At 68.1% G+C, this 20,100-nt stretch carries 18 protein-coding genes; 7 read left to right on the top strand and 11 right to left on the bottom strand.

The window, feature by feature from the left end:
• Positions 1-25: 25 nt before the first annotated feature.
• Entirely contained in the window at positions 26-1,414 is a 1,389-nt protein-coding gene (locus tag CSX12_RS13510; protein WP_124896142.1) for an aspartate aminotransferase family protein, read from the bottom strand.
• 11 nt (positions 1,415-1,425) lie between these two features.
• Positions 1,426-2,910 carry a CoA-acylating methylmalonate-semialdehyde dehydrogenase gene (locus tag CSX12_RS13505; RefSeq protein ID WP_124896141.1) on the bottom strand — a complete coding sequence of 495 codons (1,485 nt, stop codon included), beginning with the start codon at positions 2,908-2,910 and terminating at the stop codon, positions 1,426-1,428.
• Positions 2,911-3,011: 101 nt separating this feature from the next.
• Between CSX12_RS13505 and CSX12_RS13500 the strand changes: the two genes are divergently transcribed.
• On the top strand, positions 3,012-4,568 hold the full coding sequence (locus CSX12_RS13500) for a PucR family transcriptional regulator ligand-binding domain-containing protein (RefSeq protein WP_241160467.1): 1,557 nt from the start codon (positions 3,012-3,014) through the stop codon (positions 4,566-4,568).
• A gap of 26 nt (positions 4,569-4,594) precedes the next feature.
• Here the strand turns inward: CSX12_RS13500 and CSX12_RS13495 are convergent, their stop codons facing one another.
• From CSX12_RS13495 to CSX12_RS13480, 4 genes are read right to left on the bottom strand one after another with little or no spacing between them, the layout of a single operon-like run.
• Positions 4,595-5,752, bottom strand: a complete 1,158-nt coding sequence (locus tag CSX12_RS13495) for an acyl-CoA dehydrogenase family protein (RefSeq protein ID WP_017202660.1) — start codon at positions 5,750-5,752, stop codon at positions 4,595-4,597.
• On the bottom strand, positions 5,749-6,507 hold the full coding sequence (locus tag CSX12_RS13490; RefSeq protein WP_124896140.1) for an alpha/beta hydrolase: 759 nt from the start codon (positions 6,505-6,507) through the stop codon (positions 5,749-5,751). Before CSX12_RS13490 ends, CSX12_RS13495 begins: the two co-directional genes overlap by 4 nt.
• Positions 6,508-6,516: 9 nt before the next feature.
• Entirely contained in the window at positions 6,517-7,452 is a 936-nt protein-coding gene (locus CSX12_RS13485) for a sugar kinase (protein WP_124896139.1), read from the bottom strand.
• A complete protein-coding gene (locus tag CSX12_RS13480) occupies positions 7,449-8,612 on the bottom strand; it encodes an MFS transporter (RefSeq protein WP_017202657.1) in 1,164 nt (387 codons plus the stop codon). The genes CSX12_RS13485 and CSX12_RS13480 overlap by 4 nt, the downstream gene beginning before the upstream one ends.
• A 436-nt stretch (positions 8,613-9,048) precedes the next feature.
• Here CSX12_RS13480 and nrdH point away from each other — a divergent pair, with 436 nt between their 5' ends.
• From nrdH to CSX12_RS13450, 6 genes are all read left to right on the top strand, one after another.
• Positions 9,049-9,282: a glutaredoxin-like protein NrdH gene (gene nrdH, locus CSX12_RS13475; protein WP_017202656.1), complete on the top strand. Its 234-nt coding sequence runs from the start codon at positions 9,049-9,051 to the stop codon at positions 9,280-9,282.
• Positions 9,283-9,415: 133 nt separating this feature from the next.
• Positions 9,416-9,868: a class Ib ribonucleoside-diphosphate reductase assembly flavoprotein NrdI gene (nrdI, locus tag CSX12_RS13470; protein ID WP_017202655.1), complete on the top strand. Its 453-nt coding sequence runs from the start codon at positions 9,416-9,418 to the stop codon at positions 9,866-9,868.
• Entirely contained in the window at positions 9,865-12,009 is a 2,145-nt protein-coding gene (gene nrdE, locus CSX12_RS13465) for a class 1b ribonucleoside-diphosphate reductase subunit alpha (protein WP_124896138.1), read from the top strand. Before nrdI ends, nrdE begins: the two co-directional genes overlap by 4 nt.
• Before the next feature lie 27 nt (positions 12,010-12,036).
• The gene (gene nrdF / locus CSX12_RS13460) at positions 12,037-13,017 is read left to right on the top strand and encodes a class 1b ribonucleoside-diphosphate reductase subunit beta (RefSeq protein WP_017202653.1); all 981 of its coding nucleotides are present in this window, start codon (positions 12,037-12,039) and stop codon (positions 13,015-13,017) included.
• Positions 13,018-13,383: 366 nt separating this feature from the next.
• Positions 13,384-14,670 carry a site-specific integrase gene (locus CSX12_RS13455; RefSeq protein WP_124896137.1) on the top strand — a complete coding sequence of 429 codons (1,287 nt, stop codon included), beginning with the start codon at positions 13,384-13,386 and terminating at the stop codon, positions 14,668-14,670.
• 19 nt (positions 14,671-14,689) lie between these two features.
• Positions 14,690-14,944, top strand: a complete 255-nt coding sequence (locus CSX12_RS13450) for a helix-turn-helix domain-containing protein (RefSeq protein ID WP_241160466.1) — start codon at positions 14,690-14,692, stop codon at positions 14,942-14,944.
• A 65-nt stretch (positions 14,945-15,009) separates the two neighbouring features.
• Here CSX12_RS13450 and CSX12_RS13445 read toward each other — a convergent pair whose 3' ends face one another.
• From CSX12_RS13445 to CSX12_RS13425, 5 genes are all read right to left on the bottom strand, one after another.
• Positions 15,010-15,663 carry a hypothetical protein gene (locus CSX12_RS13445; RefSeq protein ID WP_124896136.1) on the bottom strand — a complete coding sequence of 218 codons (654 nt, stop codon included), beginning with the start codon at positions 15,661-15,663 and terminating at the stop codon, positions 15,010-15,012.
• Between the two features lie 21 nt (positions 15,664-15,684).
• On the bottom strand, positions 15,685-16,194 hold the full coding sequence (locus CSX12_RS13440; RefSeq protein WP_124896135.1) for a single-stranded DNA-binding protein: 510 nt from the start codon (positions 16,192-16,194) through the stop codon (positions 15,685-15,687).
• Between the two features lie 111 nt (positions 16,195-16,305).
• A complete protein-coding gene (locus CSX12_RS13435; RefSeq protein ID WP_124896134.1) occupies positions 16,306-18,057 on the bottom strand; it encodes a TraM recognition domain-containing protein in 1,752 nt (583 codons plus the stop codon).
• Positions 18,054-18,530, bottom strand: coding sequence for a hypothetical protein (locus CSX12_RS13430; protein WP_124896133.1), 477 nt, complete (start codon positions 18,528-18,530; stop codon positions 18,054-18,056). Before CSX12_RS13430 ends, CSX12_RS13435 begins: the two co-directional genes overlap by 4 nt.
• Positions 18,531-18,601: 71 nt before the next feature.
• A complete protein-coding gene (locus tag CSX12_RS13425; protein WP_124896132.1) occupies positions 18,602-20,092 on the bottom strand; it encodes an ATP-binding protein in 1,491 nt (496 codons plus the stop codon).
• Between the last annotated feature and the right edge of the window lie 8 nt (positions 20,093-20,100).

Genomic DNA, 20,100 nt, shown 5'->3' with positions numbered 1-20,100 from the left:
CGCGGTCGGGTGGGCAGGCCCAGGGTCAGCGCGCGGCCACCTCGTCCGCCACGCTCAGCGCATCGTCGAGCACGCCGAGTCCGCGCACCAGCTCGTCCTCGCTGATCACCAGCGGCGGTGCGATGTGCGTGCGGTTGAAGTGCGTGAACGGCCAGACCCCGGCCTTCTTGGCAGCCGCCGCGAACGCACCCATCGGTGCGGCATCCGCTCCGGCGGCGTTGAACGGCACCAGGGGCTCGCGTGTCTCCTGGTCGCGCACGAGTTCGACGGCCCAGAACAGCCCGAGACCGCGCACGTCGCCGACGCTCGGGTGCTTCTCGGCCCAGCCGCGCACGGTCGGCTCGACGATGCGGGTGCCGAGGTCGCGGACGCGCTCCAGGATGCCGTCACGACGGAACACCTCGAACGTGGCGACGCCGGCCGCGCAGGCGAGCGGGTGGCCGGAGTAGGTGAGTCCTCCCGCGAACGGCATGGTGTCGAAGGCGCTCGCGATGCGGTCGGAGATCACCACGCCCCCGAGCGGCACGTAGCCGGAGTTCACGCCCTTCGCGAAGGTGATGAGGTCGGGACGCGCATCGAACGCGTCGATGCCGAACCACTCGCCGAGCCGGCCGAAGCCGACCATGACCTCGTCGGCGATGTACACGATGCCGTAGCGGTCGCACAGCTCGCGAACGCCCTGCAGGTAGCCGGGCGGCGGAACGAGCACGCCGTTGGTGCCCACGACCGTCTCGATGATGATCGCCGCGATCGTCTGCGGGCCCTCGAGCTGGATCGTCTGCTCCAGATGCGCCAGTGCCCGCTCCGCCTCCTGCTCCGGGGTCTCGGCATGGAACGGCGAGCGGTACAGGTACGGTCCGAAGAAGCGCACCGCACCGGAGTCGACCGTGTCGTTCGCCCAGCGGCGCGGGTCGCCGGTCAGCGAGATCGCCGTCGAGGTGGAGCCGTGGTAGCTGCGGTACATCGACAGCACTTTGCGTCGACCGGTGAACTGGCGGGCCATGCGCACGGCGTACTCGTTGGCCTCGGCGCCGCCGTTAGTGAAGAAGACCTTCTCGAGTCCCTCCGGCGCGACCTCCGCGATCAGCCGGGCGAGCTCGCCGCGCACATCGTTCGCGATGGACGGCTGGATCGTCGGGAGGCGCCCCGCCTGCTGCTGGATCGCCGCGACCAGAGCCGGATGCTGATGCCCGAGGTTCAGGTTCACCAACTGGCTGGAGAAGTCGAGGTAGGCGTTGCCCTGGTAGTCCCAGAAGGTCGATCCCTCGCCCGCGGCGACGGGCAGCGGGTCGATCAGGGCCTGCGCGCTCCAGGAGTGGAACACGTGTTCGCGGTCGTCCGCACGCACCTGCGCTTCGGCCTCCGGGGCGGGGAGCGGGTGGGAGACGCCGTGGCGGTCGGTGTAGTTCGTCATGTCGTGTCCGCTCAGTGGTTGCTCGGGAACCCGAGGTCGATCTGGGAGGGGGTGTGGTCCGGCCACCGGGTGGTGACGACCTTGGAGCGCGTGTAGAAGTGCACGGACTCGGGGCCGTAGATGTGGGAGTCGCCGAACAGCGAGTCCTTCCAGCCGCCGAAGGAGTAGGCGCCGATCGGCACGGGGATCGGCACGTTGACGCCGACCATGCCGACCTCGATGTCGAACTCGTACTGCCGGGCCGTGCCCCCGTCGCGCGTGAAGATCGCGGTGCCGTTGCCGTAGGCGTTGGCGTTCACGAGGGCGACCGCGTCGGCGTAGGTGTCGACGCGGACGACCGACAGCACCGGGCCGAAGATCTCGTCGTCGTAGACCCTCATACCCGGGGCGACCCGGTCGATCAGGCTGACGCCCAGGAAGAAGCCCTCCGAGTCGAACTGCTTCTGCGTGCCGTCGACGACGACCTTCGCGCCCTCGGCCTCGGCGCCCGTCACGTAGGAGGCGACTTTGTCGCGGTGCTCGCGGGTGATGAGCGGACCCATCTCGCTCGCGGCATCCGTGCCCGCGCCGATCGTGAGGCCGTCGATGCGGTCGGCGATCGCGGCGACGAGGTCGTCGGCGACGTCGCCCACCGCGACCAGCACCGAGACGGCCATGCAGCGCTCGCCGGCGGAGCCGTAGGCGGCGGAGACCGCGGCGTCGGCTGCCGCGTCGATGTCGGCGTCGGGCATCACGACCATGTGGTTCTTCGCGCCGCCGAGGGCCTGCACGCGCTTGCCGGCAGCCGAGGCGCGCTGGTAGATCGAACGGGCGATCGGCGTCGAGCCGACGAAGCTGACGGCGTCGACCCTGGAGGAGTCGAGGATCGTGTCGACGGCCTCCTTGTCGCCGTTGACGACATTGAGGACGCCATCGGGCAGACCGGCCTCCTGGAACAGCTTCGCGAGCCAGATCGCCGCCGAAGGGTCCTTCTCGCTCGGCTTGAGCACGACCGTGTTGCCGCACGCGATCGCCGAGGCCACCATCCACAAAGGCACCATCACGGGGAAGTTGAACGGGGTGATCGCCGCGACCACGCCTACCGGCTGCTTGACGGAGTGCACGTCGACGCCGCGGGAGACCTGCTCGCTGCGCTCGCCCTTGAGCAGGTGCACGAGTCCGGCGGCGAACTCGACGTTCTCGATCCCGCGCGACACCTCGCCGGCGGCATCCGAGAGCACCTTGCCGTGCTCGGAGGTCACGATCGCGGCGAGCTCGGGCGTGCGCTCCTTGAGCAGCTGACGCAGTCGGAAGAACACGTCGGCGCGCTTGATCAGGCTCGTCTCCCGCCAGCCGGGAAGCGCGGCTGCTGCGGCGGCGATCGCGGACTCCACCTCGGCGGCCGAGGCGAAGGCGACGTGCTTGGAGACCTGACCGGTGGCGGGGTCGAAGACCTGGCCGGTGCGGGACGCTTCGGCGGTCTCCACGCCGTTGATGATGTGCGGGACGGTGTCCACGATGCTCCTCCGACTGCTTATGTCTGATCATCCGAACACTCTGACCGAGTGCGGATAGGCTGATTCTCCTCAATGCTCACAGAGATCGGGAGGGCGCGAGAGTGTCAGAACGTCGGGAGTTCGCTCCGTATCGGACAGATCGTCCGGAATCGCGGGACGGCTCGCTGCTGACGGTCGACGACGTGCTGGCGCTCGCCGCGCTGCAGGACGGAGCGCCGGAGGTCGTCGTCGGCGGAGAGGCCCTGGCGGCCCGCGTGAGGTGGGTGCACGTCTCCGACAGCGCCGGCGTCGCTCGGCTGCTCGACGGTGGCGAGCTCCTGCTCACCACAGGAGCGGCCTGGCCCACCGACGAGACCGCGCTGCGCGCCTTCGTCGCCGACCTCGAGAGGGTGGGCGCGGCCGGCATCGTGATCGAGCTCGGCGCGCGTCATCCGCAGGTGCCCCCCGCCATCGTCGAAGGATGCGCGGATGCGGGGCTCGCGCTGATCGCCCTGGCGCGGGAGGTGAAGTTCGTCGCCGTGACCGAAGCGGTGCATCGGGCTCTCATCCGTGCGCAGACCGAGGCGCTGCACGAACGGCAGCAGCTGCACGAGCTGTTCACGGCGCTGAGCCTGCGCGGCGCGCCCGCGGACGTGATCGTCGCGGAGACCGCGCGCGCTCTCGGGTCTCCGGTCGTGCTGGAGAACCTCGCGCACGAGGTCATCGCCGTCGAGGGGCTGCGGATGCCGGTCGCCGAGGTCCTGCGCAGCGTCCGCGCGTCGGAAGCCGACGGGGAGCGGGTTCCGGTGCAGGCGCGGGGCGTGCGCTGGGGAACGTTGGTGGCGCTGGCCGGACCGGTCCATCCGGCCGGTCGGCAGACCGTGCTGGAGCAGGGTGCCACCGCACTCGCCTTCGGACGGCTGGCCGACGGGGATGAGGCATGGTCCCTGCTGGCACAGCGCACCCTGATCGACGATCTCCTGGGAGCCCGATTCGCCCGTGCCGACGACATGGCCGCCCGCTTGCAGGGACTCGGGTTCGAGCTCGTGGGACGCCGCTGTCACGGCGTCGTGCTCCGCGCCCCCGCGACGGTCGAGGAGCTCAGGGGGCGAGCCGCCGGCGAGGGCCTCGCCGTCGTCGCGGGGCGCCGCGGCGACGAGGTGGTGCTGCTGCTCTCCCCGGCCCCTGACACTCCGCTGTCGGACGAGACGGTGCACCGGATCCTCGGCGACGGGGGATCCGCGTTCATCGGACCGGGCGCCGACGGCGTGGTCGAGCTCCTGACGTCGGTCCGTGCTGCCCTTGACCTCGCGGACAGCGCGCGCGGCGCCGGGGGTCCCCGGGTGCGCAGGGTGGACGACAGGCCGCTCGAGCGCCTGGTCACCGCCTTGCGCGACGACCACCGGCTGCACGCCCACAGCGAGCGGATGCTGGCGCCGCTGGTCCGGCACGACCGCGAGCGTCGGGGCGACCTGCTGGATGTGCTCAGCGCGCTCGTGAGTCATCCGGGCAACAGGTCGGCCGCTGCGGCCTCGAGCCACCTGTCACGCTCCGTGTTCTACCAGCGGCTGACGCTGATCAGCGACCTGCTCGACGCGGATCTCGACGACGGGGAGACCCTCGCCGCGCTGCATCTCGCCCTACTCGCCCGCAGTCGGACCGCCGCCTCCGATCGCTGAGCGCGGAGCACGGCGGGCGCTCGGCCTCACGTCGCGATCGGTCCGAGCCAGGCGCTCGCCGCCGTGGAGTGCGCGGATTCGGGGTCGGACGGGTGGAACGCCCCCGCCAGGACGTCGCGGTACAGCCGGGACAGCTCGTTCGCCGAGAAGTACGAGCCGCCGCCCGCGACCAGCATCGCCTCGTCGACGACGTGCTTGGCCGTCGTGATCGCCCGGTGCTTCAGCCCGGACAGCTGCGGGAACCAGCGGGGCCCGTGGTCGACGAGGTCGTCCACGTCGCGGGCGAGCGCGGCGATCTGCGGCGGCAGGGCGTCGTAGGCGATGGCCATGTCGGCGATGCGCCAGCGGATGTCCGGGTCCTGGCTGTAGGCGAGTCCCGTCTTCTTCGAGTGCCGCTTCTGCGCGGTCGTCACGGAGAGCTCCAGAGCACGGCGCGCGATGCCGGTGTAGACGGCGGCGAGCAGGATCTCGAACACCGAGAAGATCCCGAAGACGATCGGATCGGGGCTGGGGCCGGGATCGATGCGTCGCACCACGTGGGCCGCATCGGCCACGGCGCCGTTCAGGCGCGTGGTCCGGCTCTGGGTGCCCCGCATGCCGAGGGTGTCCCAGTCGTCGGAGGTGGTGACGGCGTCGGTCCGCTCGACGAACGCGAAGACGAGCTTCGGGGCGTCGGGGCTCGTGGTGTCCAGCCCGTGCAGCCCGAGTCCGGTCCAGACCGGGGCGAGCGAGGTGAAGATCTTGGTGCCGGTGAACGCGTACCCGCCGTCGCCGTCGGGAACCGCCGCGGTATCGCTGCCGAAGAGCACGAGGTCGTTTCCGCCCTCGCTGATCCCGAAGGCGTACACCTCCCCGGCGACCGCGCCGTCCTGCACGAACTCCAGTCCGGGCACGCCGCGGTCGGAGAAGACCTTCGCCACCCCGGTCCAGACCAGGTGCATGTTGACCGCCAGGGCCGTGGCGGGAGCGGCTCCGGCGAGACGCTGCTGCAGGATCGCAGCCTCCGCGAGTCCGAGTCCCGCCCCTCCGCGCTCCTTCGGCACGAGGATCGACAGGTAGCCGGCGGCGCGCAGCTCGTCGAGGTCCTGCTGAGGGAAGGTGTTCTCCCTGTCGTGGATCGGCGCGCGCTCGCGGATCCGCTCGAGGAGGTCGTCAGGAAGGAATGCTGCGGGATCGAATGTCATGCCAGTGCCTCCAGAAGCTGACGGATGGATTCCTCCGGGCAGTCGCGGTGCAGGGAGTGGCCCGCACCCTCGACGACCGACATGGTGATCCGCGGGTTCGCGGCGAGGACGTCATCGGCGAGGTCGCCGGTGAAGATGCTGTAGACATCGGGGTCCGCCCCGATCACGTGCGTCGGGACGGCGAGCCGTGCAGCGTCGGCGCGCACATCCCACGGGTGGTTCTGCGCGCTGGTCTGCTCGATGGCCCAGGCGCTCGCGCGCCGGACGGCATCGACCTTGAGCTCCTGGTCCTGGGGATGCCAGTGCGGATGCTCCTGCTGCACGGTCTCGAGACGGGGATCGGCGAAGGCGCGCTCCTGGCTGCGGCGGACGATCGCGGCATCCCTGCCGTCGACGTGGATCGCCGGGTCGAGCAGCACGAGCCGGCGCGTCCAGTCGGGAGAGGACGCGGCCGCGACCGTGCCGGCCGCGCCGCCGAGGGAGTGGCCGATCACGGCGTCCCAGACTCCGCCGCCCTCGGGGGCCGTCGCGGCGAGGTCGGATCCGTAGGCGGCGACGGTGTAGTCGAGGGACCGCGGGGCGTCGCCGTGACCGCGGAGGTCGACGGCCGTCGCGTGCCATCCCGCCGCGGCGAGGGCGTCGCCGATCCGCCACATCAGCGCGGCCGAGGAACCCAGCCCGTGCACGAGGAGTGCGCGCCGAGGCGCGGAGGCCGAACCCCAGGAGAGACGGGGGAGGGTGAGCGGTGCCGGCATGGCACCAGCCTACGACCGGGGTCCGCCGAGGGGGACGAGCGGCGGCAGGTCGGCGGCGATCGTCAGGACCCGCTCCGCGGCCGCATGTCCGGCGGAGAGACGGTCGCTCAGGTCGGCGCCGTCGAGGGTCGCTGCGAGGAAGCCGGAGGCGAAGGCGTCTCCCGCTCCGACCGGCTCGACGACCTCGACCACCGGAGCCGGGACGAACACCGGGTCTGCGTCGCCGTCGAAGGCGGTCGCTCCGATGTCGCCGTCCTTGACGACCAGCAGAGCGCAGTGCGGAAGGAAGGCGCGGATCTCGGCGGGGGTCGCCGTCCCCCAGATGCGCTCGGCCTCGTCGCGTCCGACGAAGGCGATGTCGGCGGCATCCGCCAGGCGGGCGAGCGTGGCAGCGGCCTCCTCAGCACCCCAGAGCGCGCGGCGGTCGTTCACGTCGAAGGACACGGTGGCACCGGCGGCGCGGGCGTCGTCGTACAGGCGGTCGACCATCGCCAGGCACGAGGGGGAGAGCGCGGGGGTGATCCCGGTGGTGTGCACGATGCGCACCCCATCGAGCTGCTCCGGGCGGAGGAAGCCCGGCTCCATGCGGGAGGCGGCCGAGCCGCGGCGGTAGTAGAAGACGGACGAGGACTCGATGCCGGGGTCCTTGAACATGACTCCGGTGGGGGATTCGGCATCCCGCTCCACCCACAGCTCGACTCCTCGACGCTCGAGCTCGGCGGAGAGCCGCGCGCCGAGCGGATCGGCTCCGAGACGGGATGCCCAGACGGCGCGGTGCCCAGCGGCGGCGAGGCCGACGGCGACGTTCGCCTCGGCGCCCGCGTGCGTGATGGTCGCGGTGTCGGCCTCGGCGAGGCCGGCGCCGGTCGGGGTGATCAGTGCCATCGACTCGCCGACGCACACGATCGCGGGTGCGGACGAGGAGGCGGGGACGGGGGTGCTCATGAAGGGGTGACCGCCAGGGGCTCGGTGTCGGGATGGGGACTGGCGTCGCGGTGACGCAGATCGGGGAACGAACGGACGAAGACGACAGCCACGACGAGCCCGATGCCAGCGAAGACGGTCGCCGCGAGGTACGCGCCGCGCCAGTCGCCGACGTCCACCAGGAACCCGGCCACGGCGGAGCCGGCGGCGGCGCCGATGAGCTGGCCCGTGCCCGCCCAGCCGAACGCCTCGGCGGTCTCGCTGAACTTGACGCTGGCGGTCGTGATGGCGAACAGGACGGCGAGGGCGGGGGCGACGCCGATGCCCGCGAGGATCAGCGTGCCGCCGAGCCAGTACACGTCGAGCATCACCATCGTCAGGGCCAGGCCGACCGTGACGATGAGCAGACGGCGCGCCATCGCCCAGGGGCCGATCGGGATGTGACCGAACGCGAGGCCGCCCGCCAGGCTTCCGGCGGAGAACACGGCGAGGACGAGTCCGGCGGCGAGGCTGCCGTGCTCGAACGTCGCGACGACGCCGACCTCCACGGCGGAGCACGCGCCGATGAGGAGGAATCCGATCACGGTGGCCAGGAGCACGGGCGGCTTCAGGACGACTTTGCCCAGCGCGTTGCGACTGCGGGGGATGCGGACGCGGCCCACCTCAGGGGAGAGGATGAACCAGGCGCCGCCGCCGACGAGCACGATCGCCACGAGCAGCAGACCCTCCGTCGTGCCGATCTGCGTGGAGACGAGGGTGATGACGACGGGAGCCAGGACCCAGATGATCTCCTGCAGCGAGGCGTCGAGGGAGAACAGCGGCGTGAGCTGCCCGGAGTTCACGAGCTTGGGGTAGATCGTGCGGACGGCGGCCTGGACGGGCGGCGTGGAGAGTCCGGCGATCATCCCCAGCGCCATGTACCCGGGGACGGACAGCGGGAGCACGGCGAGGCCGAGCACCGCGACGGCGCACACCGAGAGTGTGAGGGTGAGGACCCGGCGCATGCCCCAGGCCCCCATCCAGCGACTCGTGATGGGGCCGGCGATCGCCTGCCCCACGCTGGTCGCGGCGAGGACGAGTCCGGCGGAGCCGTAGGAGCCGGTCTGCTGCTCGACGTGCAGCAGGATCGCCAGCGACATCATGCCGTTGGGGAAGCGCGCGGTCAGCTGAGCTGCGATCATGCGCGCCACGCCGGGCGTGCGAAGAAGATCCCGATATCCCGCCACCAGACCACGGTACCGGGCGGCGACCCGGCGGTCGAAGCCGGGCCGGACGCGACACGCCCACGACACGCCGAAGGACGAATTCCACAGGAATCCGAATGTCCGACCTGCGACGTAGCCTCCGACCTGTGGATGGATCTCTCCCAGGGGGTTCCCAGCCGCGATTTCCCGCGGTTCGCGAGGCCCCGTATCGGGGTCGGACCTGTGGAAGAAACGGTGGAGAACCTGTGTTGTATCAGTGGAGAACCGGTGGATAACTACACGGATGTAACTACTACCCCTTGTGGTCACTCCCAATGTCGGTCCCCATATGTAGTATTGAAGTCCCGGCGGGGGGCCTGCCGGAAAACAGCCTGATGAGAAGCGGGCCAGAGATTTGAGGGGCAACGAGAAGATGTCGATCACCGTCTACACCAAGCCGTCCTGCGTCCAGTGCAACGCGACCTACCGCGCCCTGGATGCCAAGGGCATCGAGTACGAGATCCACGACCTTTCGGAGGACCCGACGGCCCTCGAGCAGGTCAAGGCGCTCGGCTACATGCAGGCGCCCGTCGTCGTCACCGACGAGGACCACTGGTCGGGCTTCCGTCCCGACAAGATCGACGAGCTCGCGTCCCGCCTGGCGTAGATCCTTCGGCGTCGCTCAGGCCCTTCGACAGGCTCAGGAACCCAAGCCCTTCGACAAGCTCAGGAACCCAAGCCCTTCGACAAGCTCAGGAACCCAAGCCCTTCGACAAGCTCAGGAACCCAAGGAGAGAGCTATGACCGCCGTCGCGACCGCAGCGCCGCTCCTGGTCTACTTCTCGAGCGTCTCGGGGAACACCGCGCGCTTCATCGAGAAGCTCGGGCTCCCCGCCCGACGGATTCCCCTGCACCGGGGCGAAGAGGACCTCGTCGTCGATGAGCCCTTCGTCCTGGTCACTCCCACCTACGGCGGGGGTGCGGGGCGTGGTGTCGAGAAGGGCGCCGTTCCCAAACAGGTGATCCGGTTCCTCAACGACGAGCGCAACCGGCGCCACATCCGCGGAGTGATCTCCGCGGGCAACACCAACTTCGGCGATGCGTTCTGCCTCGCCGGTGACATCATCAGCCGCAAGTGCCACGTGCCTCACTTGTATCGGCTCGAGATCTTCGGCACACAGGACGATGTGGCTCGCGTGAGCGACGGATTGGAACGACGGTGGGTACCACAGTTGCAGGACAAGACGCAGTGACCGAGACGGCGGCATTCAAGGCGAACCCCGCCTACGAGGGCCTCGACTATCACGCGCTCAACGCGATGCTGAACCTGTACGACGCGAACGGGAAGATCCAGTTCGACGCCGACAAGCGCGCCGCGCGGGAGTACTTCCTGCAGCACGTGAACCAGAACACGGTGTTCTTCCACTCGCTCCAGGAGCGCCTGGACTACCTCGTGGAGAAGGAGTACTACGAGGGCGCTGTCATCGAGAAGTACTCGATGGACTTCATCCAGAAGCTCAACGACCTCGCCTACTCGAAGAAGTTCCGCTTCGAGACGTTCCTCGGCGCGTTCAAGTACTACACGAGCTACACGCTGAAGACCTTCGACGGCAAGCGCTACCTCGAGCGCTTCGAGGACCGCGTCGTGATGACGGCCCTCGGTCTCGCGGACGGCGACGAGAAGCTCGCCGTCGCCCTCGTCGAGGAGATCATCTCCGGCCGCTTCCAGCCGGCCACCCCGACGTTCCTCAACGCCGGCAAGGCGCAGCGCGGCGAGCTCGTCAGCTGCTTCCTGCTCCGCATCGAGGACAACATGGAGTCGATCGCCCGCGGCATCAACTCCGCCCTCCAGCTCTCCAAGCGCGGCGGCGGCGTCGCTCTGCTGCTGTCGAACATCCGCGAGTCGGGTGCGCCGATCAAGCAGATCGAGAACCAGTCCTCGGGCATCATCCCCGTGATGAAGCTCCTGGAAGACAGCTTCAGCTACGCCAACCAGCTCGGTGCCCGTCAGGGCGCTGGTGCGGTGTACCTCAACGCGCACCACCCCGACATCATGCGCTTCCTCGACACCAAGCGTGAGAACGCCGACGAGAAGATCCGCATCAAGACACTGTCGCTCGGCGTCGTCGTCCCGGACATCACTTTCGAGCTCGCCAAGAACGACGAGGACATGTACCTGTTCTCGCCGTACGACGTCGAGAAGGTCTACAGCGTGCCGTTCGGCGACATCTCGGTCACCGAGAAGTACCGCGAGATGGTCGACGACCCGCGCATCAAGAAGACGAAGATCAACGCGCGCGAGTTCTTCCAGACCGTCGCCGAGATCCAGTTCGAGTCCGGCTACCCGTACGTCATGTTCGAGGACACGGTGAACAAGGCCAACCCGATCAAGGGTCGGATCAACATGTCCAACCTCTGCAGCGAGATCCTGCAGGTGAACACGCCGACCACCTACAACGACGACCTGTCGTACAAGGAGATCGGCAAGGACATCTCCTGCAACCTCGGCTCGATGAACATCGCCCTGTCGATGGACGCCGACGACCTCGGCCAGACCGTCGAGACCGCGATCCGCGCGCTCACCGCGGTCAGCGACCAGAGCCACATCGGCTCCGTCCGCTCGATCGAGGACGGCAACGACCGCTCGCACGCGATCGGCCTCGGCCAGATGAACCTGCACGGGTACCTGGCGCGTGAGCACGTGTTCTACGGCTCCGAAGAGGGCATCGACTTCACGAACATCTACTTCTACACGGTGCTGTTCCACGCGCTGCGCGCATCGAACAACCTCGCGATCGAGCGCGGCACGGCGTTCGACGGCTTCGAGGACTCCACCTACGCGTCCGGCGAGTTCTTCGACAAGTACATCGACCGCGCCTGGGTGCCCGAGACCGAGAAGGTCAAGGAGCTGTTCGCGGGCAAGCACATCCCGACGCAGGAGGACTGGGTCCAGCTGAAGGCGTCGATCCAGAAGCACGGCATCTACAACCAGAACCTGCAGGCGGTTCCGCCGACCGGCTCGATCTCTTACATCAACAACTCGACGTCGTCGATCCACCCGATCGCGTCGAAGATCGAGATCCGCAAGGAAGGCAAGCTCGGCCGCGTCTACTACCCGGCGGCGTTCATGACGAACGACAACCTGGAGTACTACCAGGACGCGTACGAGATCGGCTACGAGAAGGTCATCGACACCTACGCCGCGGCCACGCAGCACGTCGACCAGGGCCTGTCGCTGACGCTGTTCTTCAAGGACACCGCCACCACGCGTGACATCAACAAGGCGCAGATCTACGCATGGCGCAAGGGCATCAAGACGATCTACTACATCCGTCTGCGTCAGCTGGCGCTCGAGGGCACCGACATGACCGAGTGCGTCTCGTGCATGCTCTGACCCTTCGACCCAGGAACTAGGACAAGAATGACTCCTCACTCCCCGCTCAAGCTGGTCGACAGCGTGCAGGCGATCAACTGGAACCGCATCCAGGACGACAAGGACCTCGAGGTCTGGAACCGTCTGGTGAACAACTTCTGGCTGCCCGAGAAGGTGCCGCTGTCGAACGACATCCAGTCGTGGAACACGCTCACCCCCGAAGAGCAGACCCTCACGATGCGCGTGTTCACGGGGCTCACGCTCCTCGACACGATCCAGGGCACCGTCGGCGCCGTCTCGCTCATCCCCGATGCGATCACCCCGCACGAGGAGGCCGTCTACACGAACATCGCGTTCATGGAGTCGGTGCACGCCAAGAGCTACTCCTCGATCTTCTCGACGCTGTGCTCGACGAAGGAGATCGACGAGGCGTTCCGCTGGTCGGTCGAGAACCCGAACCTGCAGAAGAAGGCGCAGATCGTCACGGACTACTACCGCGGCGACGACCCCCTCAAGCGCAAGGTCGCCTCGACCCTGCTCGAGAGCTTCCTGTTCTACTCGGGCTTCTACCTGCCGATGCACTGGTCGAGCCGGGCGAAGCTCACCAACACGGCCGACCTCATCCGCCTCATCATCCGTGACGAGGCCGTGCACGGCTACTACATCGGCTACAAGTTCCAGCGCGGACTCGAGACCCTCGACCAGGCGCGCAAGGACGAGCTGAAGGACTACACCTTCTCGCTGCTGTACGAGCTCTACGACAACGAGGTGCAGTACACGCAGGATCTCTACGACGGCGTCGGCCTGACCGAGGACGTCAAGAAGTTCCTGCACTACAACGCCAACAAGGCCCTGATGAACCTGGGCTACGAGGCGATGTTCCCCTCCAGTGTCACCAACGTGAACCCGGCGATCCTGTCGGCGCTCTCGCCGAACGCGGACGAGAACCACGACTTCTTCTCGGGGTCGGGATCCTCGTACGTCATCGGCAAGGCCGAGGCCACGGAAGACGACGACTGGGACTTCTAGAGTCCACGTTCTAGACAGACTCTGACAAGAGTCGACCGGGAGGCCCGGATCTGCAGGTTTCTGCAGATCCGGGCCTCTTTTCGTGCCTCCTTCCGAAGAACACAGGAGGACGGATATGAACGTCAGCAGTCGTTGGGTATGGCACGCGGGCGGCACGCCCGCACCTTCCAGGAGAGAGCGGGGTGGTCCGCCGACCGAAATTCGGTCCCGGCGTGCCACCGATCTCGTGCCACAGCGTGCCATAGGGCGCCTCGCAACCCGCGAGAAAACCCTGATAGGAAGCCACTTTTGGGAGGTCATGACCTCTAGTGGCACGCAGTGGCACGACGGTTCGCGTGAGTCCGCTCGAGACCAGCGGAGGACACGATGAGCGCCACCAAAACCCGGGAACCAGCAGCAGTCAGGCGCGAGAGCTGGGGGAGCCTTCGCAAGCTCCCCTCCGGCCGATGGCAGGCTCGCTACCCCGCGCCCGACGGCGAGATGTACACCGCCCGGACAGAGGACGACAAGCCGCTGACGTTCATGACGAAGACCGACGCCCGCGCGTGGCTCGCCGGCGTTCACACGACGATTGCCCGCCAGCAGTGGGAGCCGCCCTCGGTGATCGCCGCTCGACGCCGTGCCACAGCGGAGGCAGAGAAAGCCCGGTCCATCGGCTTCTCCGAGTACGCGGAACGCTGGGTGGCGTTCATCCGCGCGGAGCCGAACCGCAGTGGCAGGAAGCGTGCCATCGCGACCGTCCGCTCTTACAAGAGCAAGGTCGACGGGTATCTCGTCCCGGAGTTCGAAGACACCCCGATACGTCAGATCGACGAGGCACGCATCCGGCAGATGACCGATCGTCTCGACGCGATTCCCTCGCCGCTGAATCCGAAGTCGAAGTTCAACGGCATCACGCGACCGGTGCTGATCGTCCTCATGATGATCCTCCGCCAGGCAGCCCGAGAAGGAGTTATCCCCGCTGCGCCGAACATCTCGATCCCGAAGCAGGAGCCGGTGCGGCACGACGCCGACCACGACGAGGACGACGACGTCGCGAGCCCCGAACAGGTCGAGGCCTTGTACGAGGCAACACCGGGGCACTGGGCGATCATGGTGCTCTTCGCGGCGTGGTGCCAGCTGCGCCGTGGGGAATGCCTGGGCTTGCAGCGCAGGGACATCGAGTGGCACGACGACGGCACCGCGACCTTGCATGTGCGTCGGCAACTGAACGCGAACACCGGCGACTACTCGGAGAGGCTCAAGAGCGACGCCGGCAGACGGACTCTCAGCATCCCGAAGCTCATGATCGACCGCCTCAAGGATCACCTGCGGGACAACGTCGCGGCCGAGGCCAAGGCGCCGCTGATCCCCACGAACATCCGTGGCAGCGTCCCGCTGTCGAACACCCGATGGGGATACGTGTGGGCAGATGCTCGAGACGGTGTCGCTGACCTCCGGCCGCGATTCCGGTTCCATGACCTGCGTCACACCGGGCTGACGATCTTCGCCCAGGAGGGCGCGACTCTCGCAGAGCTGATGCGCCGTGGCGGCCACGCCGACATCCGTGTCGTCCTCCGCTACCAGCACGCCACGATGGCCCGCGATCGTGAGCTCGCGGACCGTATGAGCGATCGCGTCCAGGAGCGGATCAACGCGGCCAGGAACGTATGAGAGTCGCCGTGGGACAGCCATGGACACCTATCAGGAGAAAGAGCTCATCAACAAGGGAGGCACCACCATGGCCGTTCACGATCGTTCACAGTCCCCAGCGCTCAAGCTGATCTCACTGGCCGTCGCCGCCGACACCTACGGAGTGTCGATCAAGACGCTGCGCCGCCGGATCTCGGATGGCACCGTGCACGGCTACCGGGTCGGCCGGCTGATCCGCGTCGACCCGGACGAACTGCGAGAGAAGCTACTCATCGAGATCCCTTCAGCGAAATAAACGCAAGACCAAGAGTGGGGCGGGCCCGAAGAGGCCCGCCCCACTTGTTGCGGTTCACCGTCAGCTCAGACCGGCAACGGCTCGTCGCGCAGGAATGCAGCTTCCGCTTCCGCGCGGCGGGTGACGTCTTCGACGACGAAGTCCACGAAGTCCTCGTCGCGGTCTGTGATGGGAGTCTCCTCGCCTGCCGGGATGGGGTCTTCGCCGGGCCAGACGGTTTGCCGGGAGGGGCGGTCACGGTCGAGGCGTGTGCCGGCGATCTGCACCCATTCGCGTAGCCGGGTCCGGGCAGCGGCGAAGTCGGTCATGAATGAGATGGGGCCGGCGGCATCTTGTTCGGGGTCGTAGCAGCCCAGCCATCGGGTGTAGAGCGCGGACAACTCCCACACGAGTTCACGGTGGCGGTGCCACATCGGTGGCACGACCTGTGCGGGAAGCGCGAACTCGTGCCGCAGCCAGTTGACCCAGTCGTTGAGATCGAGCCATTCGTGCTCAGCGTCGTCCGAGGACAGGGTGCGCCAGTTGATCGGGCGAGGCACGGGCGGGAGATCATTGCTCCCGCCCGTGCCCGCCCGGCTGCCCTCCCGTCTCTCGCCCTCGTCGAGCTCGTCACCCTCGTCTTCGTCGAGCTCCTCGATGTCTGGTTCGTCAGACTCGGGCTCGAAGTCCACGTCCGGGTCGCCCGGTTCGGGGTTCTGGGTCGGGTCATTATCGGCCACGTCACTGTCCTCCGGCGGGGGTTATCGAGCAACGGCTTCCATCGCGGGCGCTTCAGCCTCCCGCGTCGTCGTGGGGGTGGGCGAGCCGAGCTGGGCTGCTCGGTCAGGCTCCTCACGCTCGGCCTCGCGTGTGACGTCACGGTCGGCTTCGCGCTCGGCCTGGCGTTCGGCAGCAAGCCGGCGGTCGATCGTGAAGTCGGTGATGTTCGGGTCGGGGGCGATGCGCTTGGCGACGAACTGCTCGTCGGTTCGCTCTTCGCCGTTGACGTCGCGCGTGTACTCGCGGGTGTAGCCCTGCGCGACGATGTCATCGCCCTTGACGTAACGGTCCGCGGACATCTCGGCGGACTTCCCGAACTGGATCAGGTCGTGGTAGGTCGGGTCGAGCTTGCGGAAGGACCCGTCCTGCTGGGGCTCGTAGTGGTTGATGCCGACGCGGGCGTAGAAGCGCGCCTGCCCGGATTCGGAGAAGGTGAGACGGGGATCGGCGGAGATGAAGCCGTTGATCGCCTGCGAGGTCTTGATAGTCATGAGAACTGAGGTCCTTCCTGATAACAATGAGCTGTCTGGTGCCCCCGCGGTTGAGCGGACGGCACCAGACAGGTGCGCGGGTCAGACCCCAGACGACGGGCAGAACCGGTTTCAGGACGTGCGCAGGAGCGCCTCGATCTCCTCCCGGTCCGTCTTCAGCTGCGCGGCGTCCTTGCGGGCAGGCCAGGCGCGCAGGTCCGTGATGATGGGGCGGGCGGTGCGGAGCATCACGACCCCGATCCCGAACGGCAGCGTGCGGATCACGTCCGGAGGCATGATCGCCACCCGGCGGATCGAGCGTTGCGCGGAGCGGTGTCCTTGCTCCCCGATGGTGACGGAATCGGTGATCTCGTCCCTTTCCCCGATCAGCGCCGACAGGTCCTGCAAGTCCCGCGAGTTCGATGCACCGCCGAGGATGACTTTCACGATCGATGCGTCCCACAGCGCGTTGGCATTGTTCTCGCCCCACTTCTCCCGCGCCTGCGCGAGGGACTGCAGCACCGGCAGGGTGGTGATCCCCGTGCCACCGCCTTCGGCCATCAGCGTCGGCAGCGACGGCAGCGGGGCGAGGTTGCCGATCTCGTCGAGGGCGAGGAGCATCGGCGGGTCCAGCCGGGTGCCTGGTGAGGTGGCGGCGATCTTCCGGGCAGTCTCCACGAGGTCTTCGATGAACGCGGCCACCAGCGCCGAGGACGCCCCCGCCCCCGCGCCGGTGGCGAGCAGGTAGAGGGTCCCGCGGTCCCGGATGAACGTCTCCGGATCGAACCGGTCCCGCGGCCCCGGCGTCACCGCAGCCAGCACCCGCGGGTCGGCGAACGCACTGAACGCGAGCGAGACACCCTGCCAGATCGAATCGCGCGTCTTGGGGTCCGATTGCAGCATCGCATCTAGAGAGTCCGCCCAGCCGGGCGCCGCGTGCGGGTTGGACTGCAGGACGCGCACCGCATCCGCGGCGGCGGCCGGGTTCAGCGCCCACTGGTACAAGGTGGCGGCGTCCCTCCCGTCCAGCGCTGCGGCGTGGAGGAGCCCTTGGATCGCGGCAGCGGTCTTCCCCTGCCAGAAGTCACCGCCGGACACGGACCCGAAGTTCGTGGCCGTGGCGAGCCCGGTGGCGCGGATCATCGCTGTCAGCGGGTCCTCGCAACCGCGGACCGGTGACCACTTCATGCCCGCGGGGAGTCCTTCAGCGAGATGCTGCGGATCGAACACCGCGACCGGCCCGACACGCTGTCGGGCCTTCAGCGTCGCGGTGAGGTTGTCGGGCCGAGTGGAGGTCGTGATGACGGCACCGGGGGCGTCGAGAATCGCGTTGATCACGACGTGCAACCCTTTGCCCGACCGGGGCGGCCCGATCAGCAACATGGAGTCCTCCACGGTCGCCCACACCTCCTGCCCTTTCGACCGACCGAGGAGATAGCCGACATCCGCGGGGGCCGGGTCCTCCAGCGAGGGCCGGAACGTGCCTGCCCGTTTCGTAAGCGCCTTCGTCCCTGCGGCCTTGGCGACATCGCGCGCAGTGGCGATGCCTTGGAGCAAGCGCGGGTCCTGCGCACGCGTCTCCTTCCCGCGCGCGATAACCCGCCACACCCACCACGCGATAACCCCGAGGATCACGACTGCGATGGCGAGCACCAGCCAGTACACGACCGAGCTCAGGCCCGGCGCGCCGATCGCCTCTCCCGGGGCCGCCGGGGCGAGCAACACACCGAGCCCCGTGGAGGGCCCGCCAGTGGGTTGCGGGAGGCCGGTCAGGAACGCGGCGGCACTTCCGGCGGCGCGGAGTAGCCCGGCCAGGACGGCGAAACCCGCCAGGGCCGCAAGGCCCAGGTTCGCGAGCACCTGGGAGGGCTGATGCGGGTTCATCCCAGGTCCCCGACGACGTGAGCGGTGCCGGAGATACGGCCGAACAGCAGCACCTCGCCGCCCGTTACGAGCTCGCGTTCTTCGATGAGGTGCCGCACATGCCCGTGCCCGTCGGCAGAGGAATGCCGGATGACGACAGCGAGGGCGACGTCCTCCCCGGGCACGTATCCGTCTCCGGTCGCCTCATACAGCACCGGCATCTCGCCCCTACGCGCTGATGCTTCGGTCTCCGGTGCGGCGGCGGGTGCGGCTATCGGTGCGGGCGGGGTGAGGACGTCGGTGTAGGTGGTGCCGTCGTGTTCGATGATCTCCACCCGAAGCGGTACTTTCCTGCGGCGCAGGACCTCTTCGATCAGCCCACCGAGGGCGTGCCTGCCGATCGGTTCCCCGGTGACGCGTGCGCCGTCGAGAGTGACGCTGATCTGATCGTTCGCGTCTACCCGGACGACGAGGTGTGGGAGTACGATCGGCACCACGAGATCCCCACCGGTTTCGCCCGTCGTTGCACGGTTGCGGCGGGCGCGGCGTGAGGGTGCAAGTTCGCTCATTTTTGCCGCCCGATCATCCGCGTGGTCGTATCGAACGTGGACAGCTCGTCCGGGTGCAGCTGGTGCTGCACGACGAAGGATCGTTCCTTGATCCGCCAGAGTCCCTGCCCGGTGCCCAGGCCCGGGAGAAGGGACTGTTCGGTGCCAGTGAGGCCGAGCGTGGTCGCGGTGGTGCCGAGCTGGTCGGCTTCCTGCCGGTAGATGATCCGCGTCTCTGCGTTTGCCAGCAGCGACGAGGCGAGGGCGCGCATTGCGGACCCGCTGTCGCCGACGTTGTCGAGGTCGGTCAGCTTGTGGAAGATCAACATGTTCGCGATTCCGTAATGCCTCGCCAACCTCCACTGCGCGTCCATCCGCTTGAGCAGAGCGGGATGCGACATGAGACGCCACGCTTCGTCGTAAACCACCCACCGCTGCCCGCCTTCGGGGTCCAGAAGTGCCGATTCCATCCACGCCGACGAGCACGTCATCAGTACCGAGATGAGGGTGGAGTTCTCCGCCACCCGGGACAGATCCAGCGAAATCATCGGCAGGGACGGGTCGAACACGACCGTAGAGGGACCGTCGAACAGCCCCTGCAGATCTCCGGCGACCAGGCGCCTCAGTGCGTGACCGACGAGCCGTCCGTCTTCGGCGAGCCGCTGGTCGACGTCACCAGCACGGTCCGGGGCCAGGATGCGGTCGACGACCATCGGGAGGATCGGGACGTCGTTGCTGGCGACGACCGCGGAGAGGGCGACATCGATCGACGTGTGCTCAAGCGGTGACAACGACCGCTCGAGGACGGTCTCGGCCAGCGCCCCGATGAGTTCCCGGCGGCGGGAGGCGACCTGCGTAGTCCATTCGATATCCGTCACACCTGACGGGCGGTGACCTTCGTCGAGCGGGTTCAGCCGGTTTCTCAGACCATGACCGAGGACGATCGCCTTGCCTCCGACGGCTTGGGCGACTGGCGTATGCTCACCTTTCGGGTCTCCGGGGACGTAGACGCGACGCCCAAACGGAATCGACCGCGTGTACAGCGACTTCGCCAGCGACGACTTCCCCGAGCCGACGATGCCGGCCAGAACGATGTTCGGCGCGGTGATGACACCGCGCTTGTACAGCTCCCACGGGTCGTACACGAACGACCCGCCGGAGTACATGTCCTGTCCGACGAAGACACCTTCGGGCCCGAGGCCACCTTCAGCGAGGAACGGGTACGCCCCAGCAAGAGCGGCGCTGGTGTCCTGATGGGACGGCAAGCGCAGCCCCCGATGGGTGCGCAACGCCGCGTGCCCGGGCTCACCCGAGGCAGGCAGATAGGTCGTGGCGCGGCGCTCGGCCTGTTCGGCATCGCGTCGCGCACGGGCTTCGACTTTGCGGGCAGCGATGTCCTTCGCGTGCACTGCGGCGGCGGCCTTGCGCCGGGCTCGGCGCTGCTTGCGGTGCTCGGACTCCGGCCCGATCAGCACCGTCGAGTACACGCGACGTTTCGGGGTGCTCACAGCACGAC

This window comes from Microbacterium sp. Y-01, assembly GCF_003856715.1.
Classification (GTDB): domain Bacteria; phylum Actinomycetota; class Actinomycetes; order Actinomycetales; family Microbacteriaceae; genus Microbacterium; species Microbacterium algeriense.
The sequence above is the reverse complement of the archived record's forward strand: the minus strand, read 5'-3'. Positions and strand labels throughout refer to the sequence as shown.